Origin of the sequence: Pseudomonas sp. GW531-T4, assembly GCF_017349615.1 — a bacterium.
GTDB classification, from domain to species: Bacteria; Pseudomonadota; Gammaproteobacteria; order Pseudomonadales; family Pseudomonadaceae; genus Aquipseudomonas; species Aquipseudomonas chlororaphis_I.
This window is the reverse complement of sequence record NZ_JACMZT010000034.1, coordinates 44,300-59,781: the sequence shown is the minus strand read 5'-3', so window position 1 is coordinate 59,781 and position 15,482 is coordinate 44,300. Positions and strand designations below refer to the sequence as shown.

General features: G+C 63.4%; 14 protein-coding genes and 1 pseudogene. 12 read left to right on the top strand and 3 right to left on the bottom strand.

The window, feature by feature from the left end; translation table 11 throughout:
* Nucleotides 1-108 precede the first annotated feature (108 nt).
* The 5 genes and pseudogenes from J4D28_RS30755 to selO form a co-directional block, all read left to right on the top strand.
* Nucleotides 109-879 (top strand): annotated as a pseudogene (locus tag J4D28_RS30755) (MCP four helix bundle domain-containing protein); the annotation flags it as partial.
* Nucleotides 862-1,734 (top strand): methyl-accepting chemotaxis protein, encoded by an 873-nt coding sequence (locus tag J4D28_RS30750; protein WP_371925787.1) that lies wholly within the window; start codon nt 862-864, stop codon nt 1,732-1,734. The pseudogene J4D28_RS30755 and the gene J4D28_RS30750, both read left to right, overlap by 18 nt.
* Before the next feature lie 221 nt (nt 1,735-1,955).
* Nucleotides 1,956-3,698, top strand: a complete 1,743-nt coding sequence (locus J4D28_RS23060) for a potassium/proton antiporter (protein ID WP_038630427.1) — start codon at nt 1,956-1,958, stop codon at nt 3,696-3,698.
* A gap of 35 nt (nt 3,699-3,733) precedes the next feature.
* A complete protein-coding gene (gene mscK / locus J4D28_RS23055; protein WP_103330900.1) occupies nt 3,734-7,084 on the top strand; it encodes a mechanosensitive channel MscK in 3,351 nt (1,116 codons plus the stop codon).
* A gap of 48 nt (nt 7,085-7,132) precedes the next feature.
* Complete coding sequence (gene selO, locus J4D28_RS23050) at nt 7,133-8,596, top strand: protein adenylyltransferase SelO (RefSeq protein WP_103330901.1); 1,464 nt, start codon at nt 7,133-7,135, stop codon at nt 8,594-8,596.
* A 3-nt stretch (nt 8,597-8,599) separates the two neighbouring features.
* On the opposite strand, the gene J4D28_RS23045 is transcribed toward selO, so the two are convergent.
* Both J4D28_RS23045 and J4D28_RS23040 read right to left on the bottom strand, forming a co-directional pair.
* Nucleotides 8,600-9,001 (bottom strand): type II toxin-antitoxin system HigA family antitoxin, encoded by a 402-nt coding sequence (locus J4D28_RS23045; protein WP_009046631.1) that lies wholly within the window; start codon nt 8,999-9,001, stop codon nt 8,600-8,602.
* Entirely contained in the window at nt 8,998-9,294 is a 297-nt protein-coding gene (locus J4D28_RS23040) for a type II toxin-antitoxin system HigB family toxin (protein WP_103330902.1), read from the bottom strand. Before J4D28_RS23040 ends, J4D28_RS23045 begins: the two co-directional genes overlap by 4 nt.
* 238 nt (nt 9,295-9,532) lie before the next feature.
* On the opposite strand from J4D28_RS23040, the gene trxC reads away from it, so the two are divergent.
* A complete protein-coding gene (gene trxC, locus J4D28_RS23035; RefSeq protein WP_016704469.1) occupies nt 9,533-9,967 on the top strand; it encodes a thioredoxin TrxC in 435 nt (144 codons plus the stop codon).
* Between the two features lie 125 nt (nt 9,968-10,092).
* Here trxC and J4D28_RS23030 read toward each other — a convergent pair whose 3' ends face one another.
* On the bottom strand, nt 10,093-10,863 hold the full coding sequence (locus J4D28_RS23030; RefSeq protein ID WP_007926828.1) for a ParA family protein: 771 nt from the start codon (nt 10,861-10,863) through the stop codon (nt 10,093-10,095).
* A 333-nt stretch (nt 10,864-11,196) separates the two neighbouring features.
* Between J4D28_RS23030 and J4D28_RS23025 the strand changes: the two genes are divergently transcribed.
* Genes J4D28_RS23025 through J4D28_RS23000 form a run of 6 tightly spaced genes read left to right on the top strand, consistent with a single transcriptional unit; the run spans nt 11,197 to nt 15,436 of the window.
* The gene (locus J4D28_RS23025) at nt 11,197-11,928 is read left to right on the top strand and encodes a beta-ketoacyl synthase chain length factor (RefSeq protein ID WP_041985527.1); all 732 of its coding nucleotides are present in this window, start codon (nt 11,197-11,199) and stop codon (nt 11,926-11,928) included.
* Complete coding sequence (locus J4D28_RS23020) at nt 11,904-12,719, top strand: 1-acyl-sn-glycerol-3-phosphate acyltransferase (RefSeq protein ID WP_016704468.1); 816 nt, start codon at nt 11,904-11,906, stop codon at nt 12,717-12,719. The genes J4D28_RS23025 and J4D28_RS23020 overlap by 25 nt, the downstream gene beginning before the upstream one ends.
* Complete coding sequence (locus tag J4D28_RS23015) at nt 12,694-12,954, top strand: phosphopantetheine-binding protein (protein WP_007926834.1); 261 nt, start codon at nt 12,694-12,696, stop codon at nt 12,952-12,954. The genes J4D28_RS23020 and J4D28_RS23015 overlap by 26 nt, the downstream gene beginning before the upstream one ends.
* A gap of 9 nt (nt 12,955-12,963) precedes the next feature.
* Nucleotides 12,964-13,218 (top strand): acyl carrier protein, encoded by a 255-nt coding sequence (locus tag J4D28_RS23010; protein WP_007926835.1) that lies wholly within the window; start codon nt 12,964-12,966, stop codon nt 13,216-13,218.
* Complete coding sequence (locus tag J4D28_RS23005) at nt 13,215-13,760, top strand: hypothetical protein (RefSeq protein WP_103330903.1); 546 nt, start codon at nt 13,215-13,217, stop codon at nt 13,758-13,760. The genes J4D28_RS23010 and J4D28_RS23005 overlap by 4 nt, the downstream gene beginning before the upstream one ends.
* Entirely contained in the window at nt 13,757-15,436 is a 1,680-nt protein-coding gene (locus J4D28_RS23000) for an acyl-CoA synthetase family protein (RefSeq protein ID WP_103330904.1), read from the top strand. The genes J4D28_RS23005 and J4D28_RS23000 overlap by 4 nt, the downstream gene beginning before the upstream one ends.
* Nucleotides 15,437-15,482: the final 46 nt, after the last annotated feature.

The following is a 15,482-nucleotide window of genomic DNA, read 5'->3' as shown; positions in this document are numbered from 1 at the left end:
TTCTGAAACTCTCGCTCCAGCTTCAAGAATCCATTTTTCCGCGCGATAGGTCTGGGGAGCCCTATCAACCACCGCGGCATGGATTGCGCACTCTTGAGGTAAATCCCCATGTCTCTTCGCAACATGAACATCGCACCGAGGGCATTTCTCGGCTTTGCATTCATCGGCTGCCTGATGTTGTTCCTGGGTATTTTCGCCCTGAACCAGATGAGCAATATTCGCGCGGCGACCGTCACCATCTCCACCGACAACATGCCCAGCATCCAGAGCATCGACGAGTTCACCCAGCAGATGCTGCGCCTGCAGGTGCTGTCCTATCGCCTGGTGATCAACCGCGGTCCCGAGGTGCAGGCCAAGACCCGCGAGTCGCTCGAACTCGGCAACCAGCAGATCGAAAAGATCCGCACCACCTATGAAAAGCTGGTCAGCAGCCCGGAAGAGAGCGAAGCCTACGACCACTACCTCAAGCTGCTGGCCGAATACCGCAAGCTCGAAGAGCGCATCAAAGAGCTGTCGCGCAACAACCAGTTGAGTGAACTGCAAGAGGTGCTGAACAACGAGCTGATGAAGAACTCGCAGCAGATCAACAAGGTCCTGAACCTGCTGGTACAGATCAACAGCCAGCGCTCCAAGGCCGCCAACGAGCAGGCCGCCGAGGAATACGCCTCGGCATTCAACCTGGTGGTGGCCCTGCTGGTCCTGTCTACCACCCTGACCGTGGTGTTTGCCTGGTTGCTGACCCGCAGCATTACCCAGCCCATCGCCGACGCCTTGCATGCCGCGGAACACATCGCCGGAGGCGACCTCACCCAGAGCATCCAGGTCAACGGCCGCGACGAACCCGGGCGTCTGTTGCAGGCCATGGCGACCATGCAGGAAAAACTGCGCCAGACCCTGCTGCATATTTCCGGCTCCGCCGGCCAGCTGGCCTCGGCCGCCGAAGAGCTGAACAGCGTCACCGACGAAAGCGCCCGCGGCCTGACCCAGCAGAACAACGAAATCGAACAGGCGGCCACCGCCGTGAACGAGATGACCTGCGCCGTCGAGGAAGTCGCACGCAACGCCGTGAGCACCGCCGAGGCTTCGAACGACGCCACCCAGTCGGCCAGCGAAGGCCGCAACCTGGTGCGCGAAACCGTCAGCGCCATAGAGCTCATGAGCAGCGAAGTGCAGAGCTCGGCCAACAGGATCAGCGAACTGGCCGAGGAGTCGCGCGACATCGGCAAGGTGCTGGACGTGATCCGCGGCCTGGCCGACCAGACCAACCTGCTGGCCTTGAACGCCGCGATAGAAGCCGCCCGGGCTGGCGATGCCGGACGCGGTTTCGCCGTAGTCGCCGATGAAGTACGCGCCCTGGCTTATCGCACCCAACAATCGACCAGTGAAATCGAACGCATGATCGGCAGCATCCAGAGCGGCACCGAGCACGCCGTCGAGTCGATGCGCACCAGCACCGAGCGCGCCGACTCGACCCTGAGCATCGCCCGTGGCGCCGGCGGTGCACTGGACACCATCAACACCGCGGTCAACGAGATCAACGAGCGCAACCTGGTCATCGCCAGCGCCGCCGAGGAGCAGGCCCTGGTGGCCCGCGAAGTGGACCGCAACCTGGTGAACATCCGCGACCTGTCGGTGCAATCGGCCACCGGCGCCAACCAGACCAGCGACGCCAGCCACGAACTGTCGCGCCTGGCCGTGGACCTGAACAACATGGTGGCGCGGTTCACGTTGTAGGGCCCCGCACCCAGTCGCCAACAGCCGCGATCGCCGCCTGCGCCAGCCACTACGGACTGCCATGAAGTCCGTCAGTGGTCGGCGCCAGGCGGCGATTTTTTGCCGCCTGTAAACAGGCGCAAAAGCTTTTTGACAGCATCGTATTTCAACAGGTTAGAATCGCTGGCACGCAGACTGCATGGTCAGTTTGTGCCCGCCTTTCTGCTTCTGGAGTACTGCCTTTGAATGCGACGACCATCAACAGCCTGTTCTTGATCGGCGCGTTGCTGGTAGGTGCGAGCATTCTGGTGAGTTCCCTTTCCTCCCGCCTCGGTATCCCGATCCTGGTGATCATCCTGGCCGTGGGCATGGCCGCTGGCGTCGACGGCGGCGGCATCATTTTCAACAACTACCCGACCGCCTACCTGGTAGGCAACCTCGCACTCGCAGTGATTCTCCTCGACGGCGGCCTACGCACCCGGGTCTCGAGCTTCCGCGTGGCCTTGTGGCCGGCGTTATCGCTGGCCACCGTCGGCGTGATGATCACCACCGGCCTGACCGGCATGGCGGCCGCCTGGCTGTTCGACCTGAACCTGATCCAGGGCCTGCTGATCGGTGCCATCGTCGGCTCCACCGACGCCGCGGCGGTGTTCTCGCTGCTGGGCGGCAAGGGCCTGAACGAGCGGGTCACCGCCAGCCTGGAGATCGAGTCGGGCAGTAACGACCCGATGGCGGTGTTCCTCACCGTGACCCTGATCGACATGCTCGCCAGCGGCCAGACCGGCCTGCACTGGAGCCTGCTGGGGCATCTGCTGCGCGAATTCGGCATCGGCGGCCTGATCGGCCTGGGCGGCGGCTGGCTGATGCTGCAACTGGTGAACCGGATCAACCTGGCCACCGGCCTGTACCCGATCCTGGTGATCGCCGGCGGCCTGGTGGTCTTCGCCCTGACCAACGCCCTGCATGGCAGCGGCTTCCTCGCGGTGTACCTGTGCGGCCTGGTGATCGGCAACCGCCCGGTGCGCAGCCGCCACGGCATCCTGCATATGCTCGACGGCATGGCCTGGCTGTCGCAGATCGGCATGTTCCTGGTGCTCGGCCTGCTGGTCACGCCCCACGACCTGCTGCCCATCGCCCTGCCGGCGCTGGGCCTGGCGCTGTGGATGATCCTGTTCGCCCGCCCGCTGTCGGTGATGGTCGGCCTGTTGCCGTTCAAGGCCTTCCATGGCCGCGAGAAAGCCTTTATTTCCTGGGTCGGCCTGCGCGGCGCGGTGCCGATCATTCTCGCGGTGTTCCCGTTGATGGCCGGGCTGCCCGAAGCCCAGCTGTACTTCAACCTGGCCTTCTTTATCGTGCTGGTGTCCCTGCTGGTGCAAGGCACCAGCCTGCCGTGGGTCGCCAAGTTGCTGAAGGTCACGGTGCCACCGGAACCGGCGCCGATCTCCCGGGCCGCCCTGGAAGTGCATGTCACCAGCGAATGGGAGCTGTTCGTCTACCGCCTCGGCGCGGAAAAATGGTGCATCGGCGCAGCGTTGCGCGAGCTGAAAATGCCCGAAGGCACCCGTATCGCCGCCCTGTTTCGCCACCAGCAACTGCTCCATCCGTCGGGTAGTACGGTGCTGGAAGCCGACGATCTGCTCTGTGTCATCGGCCATGAACACAACCTGCCAGCCCTCGGAAAACTCTTCAGCCAGGCACCGCAACGGGGCCTCGATCTGCGCTTCTTCGGCGACTTCGTTCTCGAAGGCGACGCCCAGCTGGGCGCGGTTTCGGCGCTGTACGGGCTGAAACTCGAAGGGCTCGATCCGGACATGCCGCTGAGCCGCTTCATCACCCAGAAAGTGGGGGGCGCTCCGGTGGTCGGCGACCAGGTGGAATGGAACAACACCATCTGGACCGTTGCCGTGATGGACGGGAACAAGATCAGCAAAGTGGGCGTCAGATTCCCCGAAGGAAGTCGCCCGGGCCCCGGACTCTTCCTCTAAACTGCCTAACTTCTCATCCAGCTTGACCGGTCTTTATGCCAATCCTGCGTACCCTTTTCGCCATTGCCCTGCTGGGCCTGAGCCTTTCTGTCGGCCCATTGCAAGCGGCCGAGCCGCCCAGTGCCGAGTTCGTCCAGCAGAGCCTGGATAAAATCGCCGAGCGCAAATTGCCGGAAGCCGATCAAAAGGCCCTGCAAGCGGTGCTGCAACAGACGCTGACCCAGCTGTCGAACAAGCAGGATTACGAGCAGCGCCTGAACGATCTCAAGCAGCAGCTAAGCAATGCCCCGCGCCAGACCAGCGAAAACCAGCGTGAGCTGACCCGCCTGAAAGCCACCAAGGTGGTGCCGGTGGCCCAACGTTACGCCAACCTGCCGGTATCGCAGCTCGAACAGTTGCTGACCGAGCGCACCACCCAGCAGGGTGACATGCAGAAAGCCCTGGCCGAGGCCAACAGCCTGGCGATTACCGCGCAGACCCGCCCCGAGCGCGCCCAGGCCGAGATCAGCAGCAGCCAGACCCGCACCCAGCAGATCAATACGATCCTCAAGAACGGCAAGGACGCCGGCAAGCCGATCAATGCCGACCAGCGCAATCAGCTCAATGCCGAACTGGCGGCGATCAACGCGCTGATCCCGCTGCGCCGCCAGGAACTGGCCGGCAACAGCCAGTTGCAGGACCTGGGCAACAGCCAGCACGACCTGCTGATGGAGAAGACCGCGCGCCTGGAGCAGGAAATCCAGGACCTGCAGACCCTGATCAACCAGAAGCGCCTGGCCCAGTCCCAGGAAACCGTCACCCAGCAATCGATCGAAGCGCAAAAGGCCGGCAGCAGCAGCCTCCTGGCCACCGAAAGCGCGGCCAACCTGAAGCTCTCCGACTACCTGCTCAAAAGCACCGACCGCCTCAACGAGTTGACCCAGCAGAACCTGCAGACCAAGCAGCAGCTCGACAGCGTGACCCAGAGCGATGCCGCGCTGGACGAGCAGATCAGCGTGCTCAAGGGCAGCCTGCTGCTGTCAAAGATCCTCTATAAACAGAAGCAGGCGCTGCCGCACCTGCGGCTCGACCGCGACCTGGCCGACCAGATCGCCGACATCCGCCTGTACCAGTTCGAGGTCAACCAGCAACGCGAGCTGATCAGCAGCCCCAGCAGTTACGTCGACAACCTGCTGGCTACCCAGCCATCCGAACAAGTCACCCCGCAGCTGCGCAAAACCCTGCTGGACCTGGCCATCACCCGCGCCGACCTGCTGGAACGCCTGAGCCGCGAGCTGAGCGCGCTACTCAACGAATCCATCACCCTGCAGCTCAACCAGAAGCAACTGCTGAGCACCTCGCAAAGCCTGCGCGCAACCCTCGACGAACAGATGTTCTGGATTCCCAGCAACAAGCCGCTGGACAGCGAATGGCTGCAGACCATACCGCTGCGCCTGGCAAAACAGGTCACCACCCTGCCCTGGTCGTCCAGCCTGAGCGAGCTGGCCGACGGCCTGGCGCAACGGCCGCTGCTGTTCCTGCCATTGCTGTTGCTGATCGCGGCCCTGCTGTGGCGGCGCAAGAACCTGTACCTGCGCCTGAACAAGGTTCACAAGGACATCGGTCACTTCAAGCGCGACAGCCAATGGCACACGCCGCAGGCGATCCTGGTCAACATCCTGCTGGCGATGCCGGTCGCCCTCGGCCTGGCGCTGTGCGGCCTGGCCTTGCAGATCGACGCCCGCGGGCAGAACGCCAACCTCGGCGCGGCGCTGCTGCAGATGGCCCAGGCCTGGCTGGTGTTCTATACCGCCTACCGGATCCTCGCCCCCGGCGGCGTGGCGGAACTGCACTTTCGCTGGGAAAAGCCCCAGGTCGAATTCCTCCAGAGCTGGGTCCGTCGCCTCGGGCTGGTGGTCATGGCGCTGGTGGCGGTGGTCGCCGTGGCCGAACATCAACCGGCGGCGCTGGCCGATGACGTGCTCGGCATCGCCGTGGTCCTGACCTGCTACGCCCTGATGGCCTGGCTGCTCAGCCGCCTGCTGCTGAGCAGCCCGACGCACCAGAACGCCTCGCTGTTCCGCAAGGCGGTGGCGGTGCTGTTCACCGCGCTGCCGATCGCTTTGTTCATCGCCGTATGCTTCGGCTACTACTACACCGCGCTGAAGCTCAGCGACCGCCTGATCAATACCTTGTACCTGCTGATGTTCTGGCTGGTGATCGAAGCCACTTTCGTCCGCGGGCTGGGCGTCGCCGCCCGGCGCCTGGCCTACCAGCGGGCCCTGGCCAAACGCCAGGCCGCCAAGGAAGCCGGCGACGGCGAAGCGGTGGTCGAAGAGCCGACCCTGGACATCGAGAAGGTCAACGAACAGTCCCTGCGCCTGATCCGCCTGGCCCTGCTCGGTGGTTTCATCGCCGGGCTGTACTGGGTCTGGTCGGACCTGATCAGCGTGTTCTCCTACCTGGACAACATCACCCTCTACGAATACACCAGCGGTACCGGCGCCAACATGAGCATGGTGCCCATCAGCATCGGCGACATGCTCGGCGCGCTGATCATCGTCGGCATCACCTTCGCCCTGGCGCGCAACCTGCCTGGGCTGCTGGAGGTGCTGGTACTGTCCAGGCTGAACCTGGCCCAGGGCAGCGCCTACGCGACCACCACGCTGCTGTCCTATGTGATTGCCGGCGTCGGCTTCGTCTCGACCCTGTCGACCCTCGGCGTCAGCTGGGACAAGTTGCAATGGCTGGTGGCTGCGCTGTCGGTGGGCCTGGGTTTCGGCATGCAGGCGATCTTCGCCAACTTCATCTCCGGCATCATCATCCTGTTCGAGCGGCCGGTGCGCATCGGCGACACCATCACCATCGGCAACCTGTCGGGCACGGTGAGCAAGATCCGCATCCGCGCCACCACCATCACCGACTTCGATCGCAAGGACATCATCGTCCCGAACCAGACCTTCATCACCGGGCAACTGATCAACTGGTCGCTGACCGACACCGTCACCCGGGTGACCCTCAAGCTCGGCGTCGACTACGGCTCGGACCTGGACCTGGTCAAGGAGCTGCTGCTCAAGGCGGCCCGCGATAACCCGCGGGTACTGAAAGAACCCGAGCCGCATGTGTACTTCCTCAACTTCGGCGAAAGCACCCTGGACCACGAACTGCGCATGCACGTGCGCGAGCTGGGGGACCGCAACCCGGTGCTCGACGAGGTCAACCGCTTCATCAACCGCGAGTTCAAGAAGCAGCACATCAACATCTCGTTCCGCCAGATGGAGGTCTACCTGAAGAACCTCCATGGCCAGGAATACAAGATGGTGCCCATCGAGCCGGAGACCAAGACCATCGTCCCGCTGCCCGACGGCAAACCGCAGCAGGAACCGCCCTCCAGCAGGCTCGACTAAGGGCGCTATCCCTAGCAGAATGCTCGGACATTCTGCTGGAGATGGCCGTTGAAAGCCCTCGACGAACTGAGCTTCGACAATCGCTTCGCCCGCCTGGGCGACGCGTTCTCAACCCATGTGCTGCCCGAACCGATCGACCATCCACGCCTGGTGGTGGCCAGCCCGGCGGCCATGGCGCTGCTGGACCTGGACCCCGAGGCCGCCGAAAGCCCGGTGTTCGCCGAGCTGTTCGGCGGGCACAAGCTATGGGCCGAAGCCGAGCCTCGGGCGATGGTCTATTCCGGGCATCAGTTCGGCTCCTACAACCCCCAGCTAGGCGATGGTCGCGGCTTGCTGCTGGGCGAGGTGTACAACGCCGCCGGCGAACACTGGGACCTGCACCTCAAGGGTGCCGGCCAGACCCCCTACTCGCGCATGGGCGATGGCCGCGCCGTACTGCGTTCGTCGATCCGTGAATTCCTCGCCTCCGAAGCGCTGCACGCCCTGGGTATTCCGACCACCCGGGCGCTGTGCGTGATCGGCTCCGACACCCCGGTCTGGCGCGAGAAACAGGAGCGCGCAGCAATGTTGCTGCGCATGTCGCCCAGCCATGTCCGCTTCGGCCACTTCGAATACTTCTATTACACAAAACGCCCCGAGCAGCAGAAACAGCTGGGCGAGCACGTGCTGGCCATGCACTTTCCCGAGTGCCTGGAACAGCCGGAACCCTACCTGGCGATGTTCCGCGAAGTAGTCGAGCGCAATGCCGAACTGATCGCCAAATGGCAGGCCTACGGTTTCTGCCACGGGGTGATGAACACCGACAACATGTCGATCCTCGGCGTGACCTTCGACTTCGGGCCGTTCGCCTTCCTCGACGACTTCGATGCGCATTTCATCTGCAACCATTCCGACGACCAGGGGCGCTACTCGTTCAGCAACCAGGTGCCGATCGGCCAGTGGAACCTCAGTGCCCTGGCCCAGGCCCTGACGCCCTTCATCAGCGTCGAGGCCCTGCGGGAAACCCTCGGCCTGTTCCTGCCGTTGTTCCAGACCCATTACCTGGACCTGATGCGCCGCCGCCTCGGCCTGACCAGCGCCGAAGAAGAGGATCAGAAGCTGGTGGAGCGCCTGCTGCAACTGATGCAGGGCAGCAGCGTGGACTACAGCCTGTTCTTCCGCCGCCTGGGGGATGAATCAGCTGAACTGGCCGTGGCCCGGCTGCGCGACGACTTCGTCGACCGCCAGGGCTTCGATGCCTGGGCTGATCTGTACAAGGCCCGGGTCGCCCGCGAACAAGACGACACTCAAGAACAGCGCCGCGCGCGCATGCATGCGGTCAACCCGCTGTACATCCTGCGCAATTACCTGGCGCAGAAGGCCATCGATGCCGCCGAGCAAGGGGATTACTCCGAGGTGCGCCGCCTGCATGCGGTGCTGAGCAAGCCGTTCGAACAACAGGCCGGCATGGACAGCTACGCCGAACGACCGCCCGAATGGGGCAAGCACCTGGAAATCAGTTGCTCGTCCTGAGCCTCAGATAAATACCTCGGCCGAAACACCGAAGCGCTCGGCCAGCCAGCGGATCTGTCGCAGGTTGAGCTGGCGCTTGCCGCTCAGTACTTCCGAAACCACCGACTGCGCACCCACGCCTGGCAGATCACTCTGGGTCAGGCCGTGTTCGCGCATCAGGGAGCGCAAGACGTCAACGCCACTGGCTATCGGCATCGGTCGATGCTCTTCGTCGTAGGCTTCGATCCAATCGCCGATGATGTCCACCAGCGAAGTCACTGGATGGTTCTCGTCCTCTCCCATGAGATCCAGCAGTTCATCCAGCGCCGCGACCAATGCATCGTAATCGGCTTCAGTATTGGGTTTACGCAACACAGGGGCCACGAAATGCCAATGATCCGCCGCCTGCTTCACCAGAACGTTCATCCGGTCTCCTCCTTCCACCTGCCCTTGTCGTATTCGTGATGGTCCAGCACGTGCCTGATATAGAGACGTCGCACCTCATAACGCACCACGGTGATGATTCGTAACTTGTTGCCGCCAATATCGAAGACGTGAAACGCCCCCACTTTGTCGGTGGCCGGAAATACTGCCTTGATGGCTACAAAATCGGCCGGATTGAGGCTTTTGACTTTTCTGTACCAGGTCTCCAGCGCATTGGCCGATTGTGGCCAGCGGCTCTTGGCCTCCCAGATTCGTTTGGCGGTGATGATATGCATGCAATGTCCCTATCGCATATTGCTATAGACGGTAGTGTCGGAAGCGCGCCATAGCAAGTTGCTATGCGCTTGAACAGACCAACGGCATAAACCCATGGCTCCGTTTCAGCCTAGATTCACCAGCCGCCACGCATCTCAAAGATGTATGAAGGAATGCAACAGACCCGCCCCTCGCTTGATAAACCTTGCGCCAGACTCCAGATAACGCCCATCGCCCACTTATCCCGGAGCCCCCCTCATGTCCGATCCATTGCTGATCCCCTGCCCCCATTGCAACGGTTTGAACCGCATCCCCGCCGAGCGCCTGGGCGACCAGCCCAAATGCGGGCGCTGCAAAGGCCAGGTGTTGCTGAGCCAGCCTTTCGAACTGAAACAAGGCGACTACGCCAGCCAGATCAAGGGCGACCTGCCGTTGCTGGTGGATGTCTGGGCGGATTGGTGCGGGCCGTGCAAATCCTTCGCGCCGGTATTCGAGCAGGCGGCGGCGCAATTGGCGGGCAAATGCCGGCTGGCCAAGCTCGACAGCGAGGCCAACCAGCAATTGTCGGCGCAGTTGGGAATTCGCTCGATTCCGAGCCTGATTCTGTTCAAGAACGGACGGGAAGTGGCACGTCAGAGTGGCGCCTTCCCGTTACCGCAGTTGATGAGCTGGTTGCGCAGCCAGGGCCTCTGACCGCTATTTCAAAAGCACCTTGAACCGTAGGAGCGAGGCTTGCCCGCGATGAGTGCCTGACATTCAACATCGTCGTCGGTTGTCAGACCGTTATCGCGGGCAAGCCTCGCTCCTACAGAAGAGCGTCAGGCGCTTTCCAGCAGGTTGTGCAGGTCGACGAATTGCTGGGTCAGCTTGTGCCGGGGGTCAAGGTGGATCAGCGGCAGGCTGGCCTGGTGGGATTCGCGCATGCGCACCGAACTGGCCAGGTACACCGGCAAGACCGGCAGGCCTTCGGCGATCAGCTCATCGAGCATCTGCTGGGGCAGGCTGGCGCGGGCCTGGAACTGGTTGACCACGATGCCTTCGACCTGCAAGTCCTCGTTGTGGTCGTCCTTGAGCTCTTCGATTTCAGCCAGCAGGCCGTACAGCGCCTGGCGGGAAAAGCTGTCGCAGTCGAAGGGAATCAATACGCGATCAGCGGCAATCAGCGCCGAAACCGCGTAGAAGTTCAGGGCCGGCGGGGTGTCGAGGTAGATCCGGTCGTAGTCCTCGGCCAATTCGTCCAGCAGTTTGCGCAGCTTGTTGATCTTGTGCTTCGCCTCAAGCTTGGGCTGCAGATCCGCCAGCTCGGCGGTGGCCGTCACCACATGCAGGTTGTCGAACGGCGTTTCGTAGATATCGACCTGGTTCTTCTTCGAGAACGGTCCGGAAGACAGGGTCTGCTTGAAGAAGTCGGCGATCCCCATGGGAATGTCGTCGCCGGTCAGGCCGGTGAGGTATTGAGTGGAGTTGGCCTGGGCATCCAGGTCCACCAGCAGCGTGCGATACCCTTCGCTGGCGCTCACAGCCGCCAGATTGCAGGCAATGCTCGACTTGCCGACTCCCCCTTTCTGATTGAACACCACGCGCCGCATGTCAGAACCTCCCTGCATCAAAGATCACCGAGTGTAGTAGCGAGCAGCGCTGCTTCGCTACCTCGCTGACGGCAGAGCGCCAAGCCCGTTGCAATGACCGGAATCGGCCTAGACTTTCTGAAAGTCTGCGCACCTCCCGCCCGGTGCCGCTCAATAATGGCCAAATGACACTTTTCTTCTGTCGAATGGGCCGTTTTCACTGAGTGAAACATAACCAATGTTTGCTACCAGCCAGTCACACCGGGATAATGCGCGCCACTCGGCTGTAGCTCCGTGCCAGGTGAGTCTTCGATCGAAACGCCTGACCACGTCAAGTAAGCCCGCAGGGGCGGGATGAATTTTCAAGTGATCAACTTCAACATCGCTCAATGGCGCGCGTGGGCCCCTGGGCTCGAAAGCGTGGACGATTGGCAGGCCTGGAGCCGACAACCAGTCGTGCTCGAGAGCAGCGATGCCGCCCCCGACGTGTCGTTTCTACCGGCCATGCAACGCCGGCGCCTCAGCCGTCTGGCGCGCATGGCCTTCAGCGTGGGCTGGCCGCTGGCCGAAGGCCTGGAACAACTACCGTTGGTCTTTATTTCCCGGCATGGCGAAACGCCGCGAACCTTCGACATCCTCAGCGACCTGGCGGCCGACCAGCCATTGTCCCCGACCCAGTTCAGCCTCTCGGTGCACAACGCGGTGATCGGCCTGTGGTCGATCATGCGTGGCGAAACCAGCGAAATGACCGCCCTCGCCGCTGCCGGCGACGGCCTTGAACACGGCATGCTAGAGGCCGCGGCGCTGCTCGAGGAAGGCGCCCCGGCAGTGCTGCTGGTGGTCACCGAAGAGCAGCCGCCCGCCGCCTATGCCACCTGGATCGACGACGTGCCTTTTCCCTATGCGGTGGGCCTGTTGCTGACTCCCGGCAAAGAGTGGCAACTGACGCTCGGTACCGCCACCGAGGAAGCGCCGCGCGCCGAGTGGCCCCATGCCCTGAATCTCTTGCGTACCCTGCTCGGCGAGCAGACCTCCTGCCAACATGCCTGGAAGAACCGTGTATGGAACTGGCAACGCAACCTGTAAACACAAAACCCCGCGACGCCTACTACTGGCGCCTGGTCGCCACCGCGGCCAGCTTTGCCTTGTTCGGCCTCGGTGGCCTGTGCCTGCGCCTGGTGATTTTCCCGCTGCTCGCCTGCCTGCCCGGCGACGCCGAAGCGCATCGCCAGCGCGCACGACGCACCATTGGCCGGCTGTTCTGGCTGTTCATTCGGTTCATGGCCCGCAGCGGCGTGCTGACCTATGACGTCGAAGGCGCGGAAAAGCTCGGCCGCCCCGGACAAATGATCATCGCCAACCATCCATCGCTGATCGACGTGGTGTTCCTCATCGGCCTGGTGCGCAACGCCAACTGTGTGGTCAAGCAGAGCCTGTGGCAGAACCCGTTCACTCGCGGCCCGATACGCGAAGCCGAATACATCAGCAACGACGGCAGCATGGACATGCTCGACGCCGCCGGCGAAGCCCTGCGCAACGGCCAGACCCTGGTGATCTTCCCCGAGGGCACCCGCACCCCGCCGGGCCAGGCGCCGGCCTTTCATCGGGGGGGCGCGGCAATCGCCTTGCGGGGTGCGAGAATCATCACCCCGGTGGTCATCAAGGTCAGCCCGACCACCCTGACCAAGGCCGAACCCTGGTATCGCATCCCGATGCGCCGCGTGCACTTCAGTTTTCGCGTCGGAGCCGATATAGACCCGTATGCCTTTGCCGCCCAAGGCCCCGCACCGCAGGCCTCGCGCAAGCTCAACGATTATTTGCATCACTACTTCATTAAGGAGCTCGCCGAAGATGAGCGATCTGCACCAGGAAATTAAAATGCTGATCATCGATGCCCTGGGCCTCGAAGACATCAGCGTGCAAGACATCGGCAACGAGCAGACGCTCTTCGGTGAAGGCCTGGGCCTGGACTCGGTCGACGCCCTGGAGCTGGGCCTGGCGATCCAGAAACGCTACGGCATCAAGATCGACGCCGACGCCAAGGACACCCGCAACCACTTCACCAACGTGGCGAGCCTTGCGGCGTTCGTCACTGCAAAACAGGCAGCTTGAGACCGGACCATGCAAACTCGCGACGACATCTTCAACACCTTGCGTGATGCCCTGGTGGAACTCTTCGAACTGGAACCGGAACGCGTAAGCCTGGAATCCAACCTGTATCAAGACCTGGAAATCGACAGCATCGACGCCGTCGACCTGATCGATCACATCAAGCGCAAGACCGGCAAGAAAATCGCCGCCGAGGAATTCAAGTCGGTGCGTACCGTCAATGACGTGGTCGAGGCGGTATACCGTCTGGTCCAGCCGGCCGCATGAGCCGGCTGATCGGCCTTGGCCTGCTGCTGGCGGGCCTGTTGTATCCCTTTGCGGTGTATTTCGGCATGGAGCATTTCGCGCCATGGCAGTTCGGCCTGTTGCTCGGCAGCCTGTGGCTGGCCCGGGCCCTGACCGGCGAACGGCGTCCCGGCAGCCTGTTGATGGCGGGCGCGGCCCTGGTCTTCTGCGTGTTGCTGGCGCTGTTCGACAGCCCATCGTTATTGCGCTGGTACCCGGTGCTGGTCAGCGGCTTCATGCTCACGCTGTTCGGCCTGAGCCTGAAATTCGGTCCGCCGGTGGCCGAACGCCTGGCCCGCCTCAGCGAGCCGGAACTGCCGGAAAAAGCGATTCGCTACACCCACCAGGTGACTGTCGCCTGGAGTGTATTTTTCCTCTGTAACGGATTGCTCGCCGCCGCCCTGACCCTGTGGGCGCCGCTGAGCTGGTGGACGTTGTACAACGGCCTGATCGCCTACGGGTTGATGGGTTTGCTGTTTGCCATTGAATGGCTGTTACGACAACGCGTACGAGGCCGCGCATGAATTGGATAAAACTTGAGCACCTGCTGCTCAAGTCGTTGCCGGAACGGGCCGTCACGCTCGAACCGGCACTCGATCACAGCAAGCTGCAGCACCAGGCCCTGAGCCTGGCCGCGGGCTTGCGGGCCAGGGGCGTACAGCGCCTGGCCCTGCACCTGGAAGATGCCGCCGAGTTGGCCATCGCCCTGCTCGGCGCCTGGCGCGCCGGGGTCAGCGTGCTGCTGCCCGCCGACCTGCAATCGCAGACCCGGCAACGCTGGTCGACCCAGGTCGACCTGTGGCTGACCGACCAGCCCGGCGATGCCCACTTGGCCGACTTCGACCAGCCGCCATTGCCCGCCGCCGAACTCGACCTCGACACCTGCCGCCTGAGCCTGTGCACCTCCGGTTCCAGCGGCGAACCCAAGCGCATCGACAAATCCCTGCGCCAGCTGGCCAACGAAGTCGAGGCCCTGGAGCAACTGTGGGGCGAAGGATTGGGCCAGGCCTGCATCATCGGCAGCGTCGCCACCCAACATATCTACGGCCTGCTGTTCCGTGTGCTCTGGCCGCTCTGCGCCGGGCGCACCTTCGTCCGTAGGCAACTGCCGTTCCCGGAAGACCTGCAGCGCGCCAGCCGCGAACACCCGGCCTTTGCCTGGGTCGCCAGCCCGGCGTTGCTCAAGCGCATGGGCGACAACCTCGACTGGCCGGCCCTGAGCCCGGTGCGCCGGGTGTTTTCCTCCGGCGGCGCGCTGCCCGCCGACGCCGCGCAAGGCCTGCACCAGCGCCTGCGACAATGGCCAACGGAGATCCTCGGCAGCTCGGAAACCGGCGGCATCGCCTGGCGCCAGGGCGACAGCCTGTGGCAAGCCTTCGCCGGGGTCGAGCTGAGCCAGGACAGCGACGGCGCCCTGCTGATCGCCTCGCCCTACCTGCCGGCCGGACATATCGAACACACCGCCGATGCCGCGCGCATCGCCGCCGATGGGCGTTTCGAGCTGCTCGGGCGCCTGGACCGGATCGTCAAGCTGGAAGAAAAACGCATTTCCCTGCCGATGCTGGAACAGGCCCTGGCCGGGCATGCCTGGGTCGCCGAAGCGCGCCTTGGGGTGGTCCGGGAAAACCGCGCCTCCCTCGGCGCGCTGCTGGTCCTCAGCGAACAAGGCCTGCACGCCTTGCGCAATCAGGGGCGTCGGACGCTCACGCAAACGCTGCGCCAGCACCTGAGCCAGCATTGCGAGGCCCTGGCGCTGCCACGCCGCTGGCGCCTGCTGCGCCAGTTGCCCCTGAACAGCCAGGGCAAGCTGCCCCAGGCCGATGTCGAAGCCCTGCTGCTGGCCCCGCGCCCACGGGCGCCGGAAGTGCTGGAACAACTCGAGGCCGACGGCGAATGGAGCCTGCAACTGGCGATCCCGCCGGACCTGGCCTACTTCAGCGGCCACTTCCCCCAGACCCCGGTGCTGCCGGGCGTGGTCCAGGTGGACTGGGCATTGGCCCTGGGCCAGCAGTTGCTCGATCTGCCGGGCCGCTTTGCCGGCATGGAAGTACTGAAGTTCCAGCAACTGGTGCGCCCCGGAGACCAGGTGCAATTGCACCTGCGCTTCGATCATGAGCGCGGCAAACTCTACTTTGCCTACCGCAATGACACCGCCGCCTGCTCCAGCGGCCGCATCCTGCTGGAGAACGCCTGTGGATAAGTTATTGGCCCCAGGCAAGCGCAGCCCCCTGCTGCTGCCAGCGTTG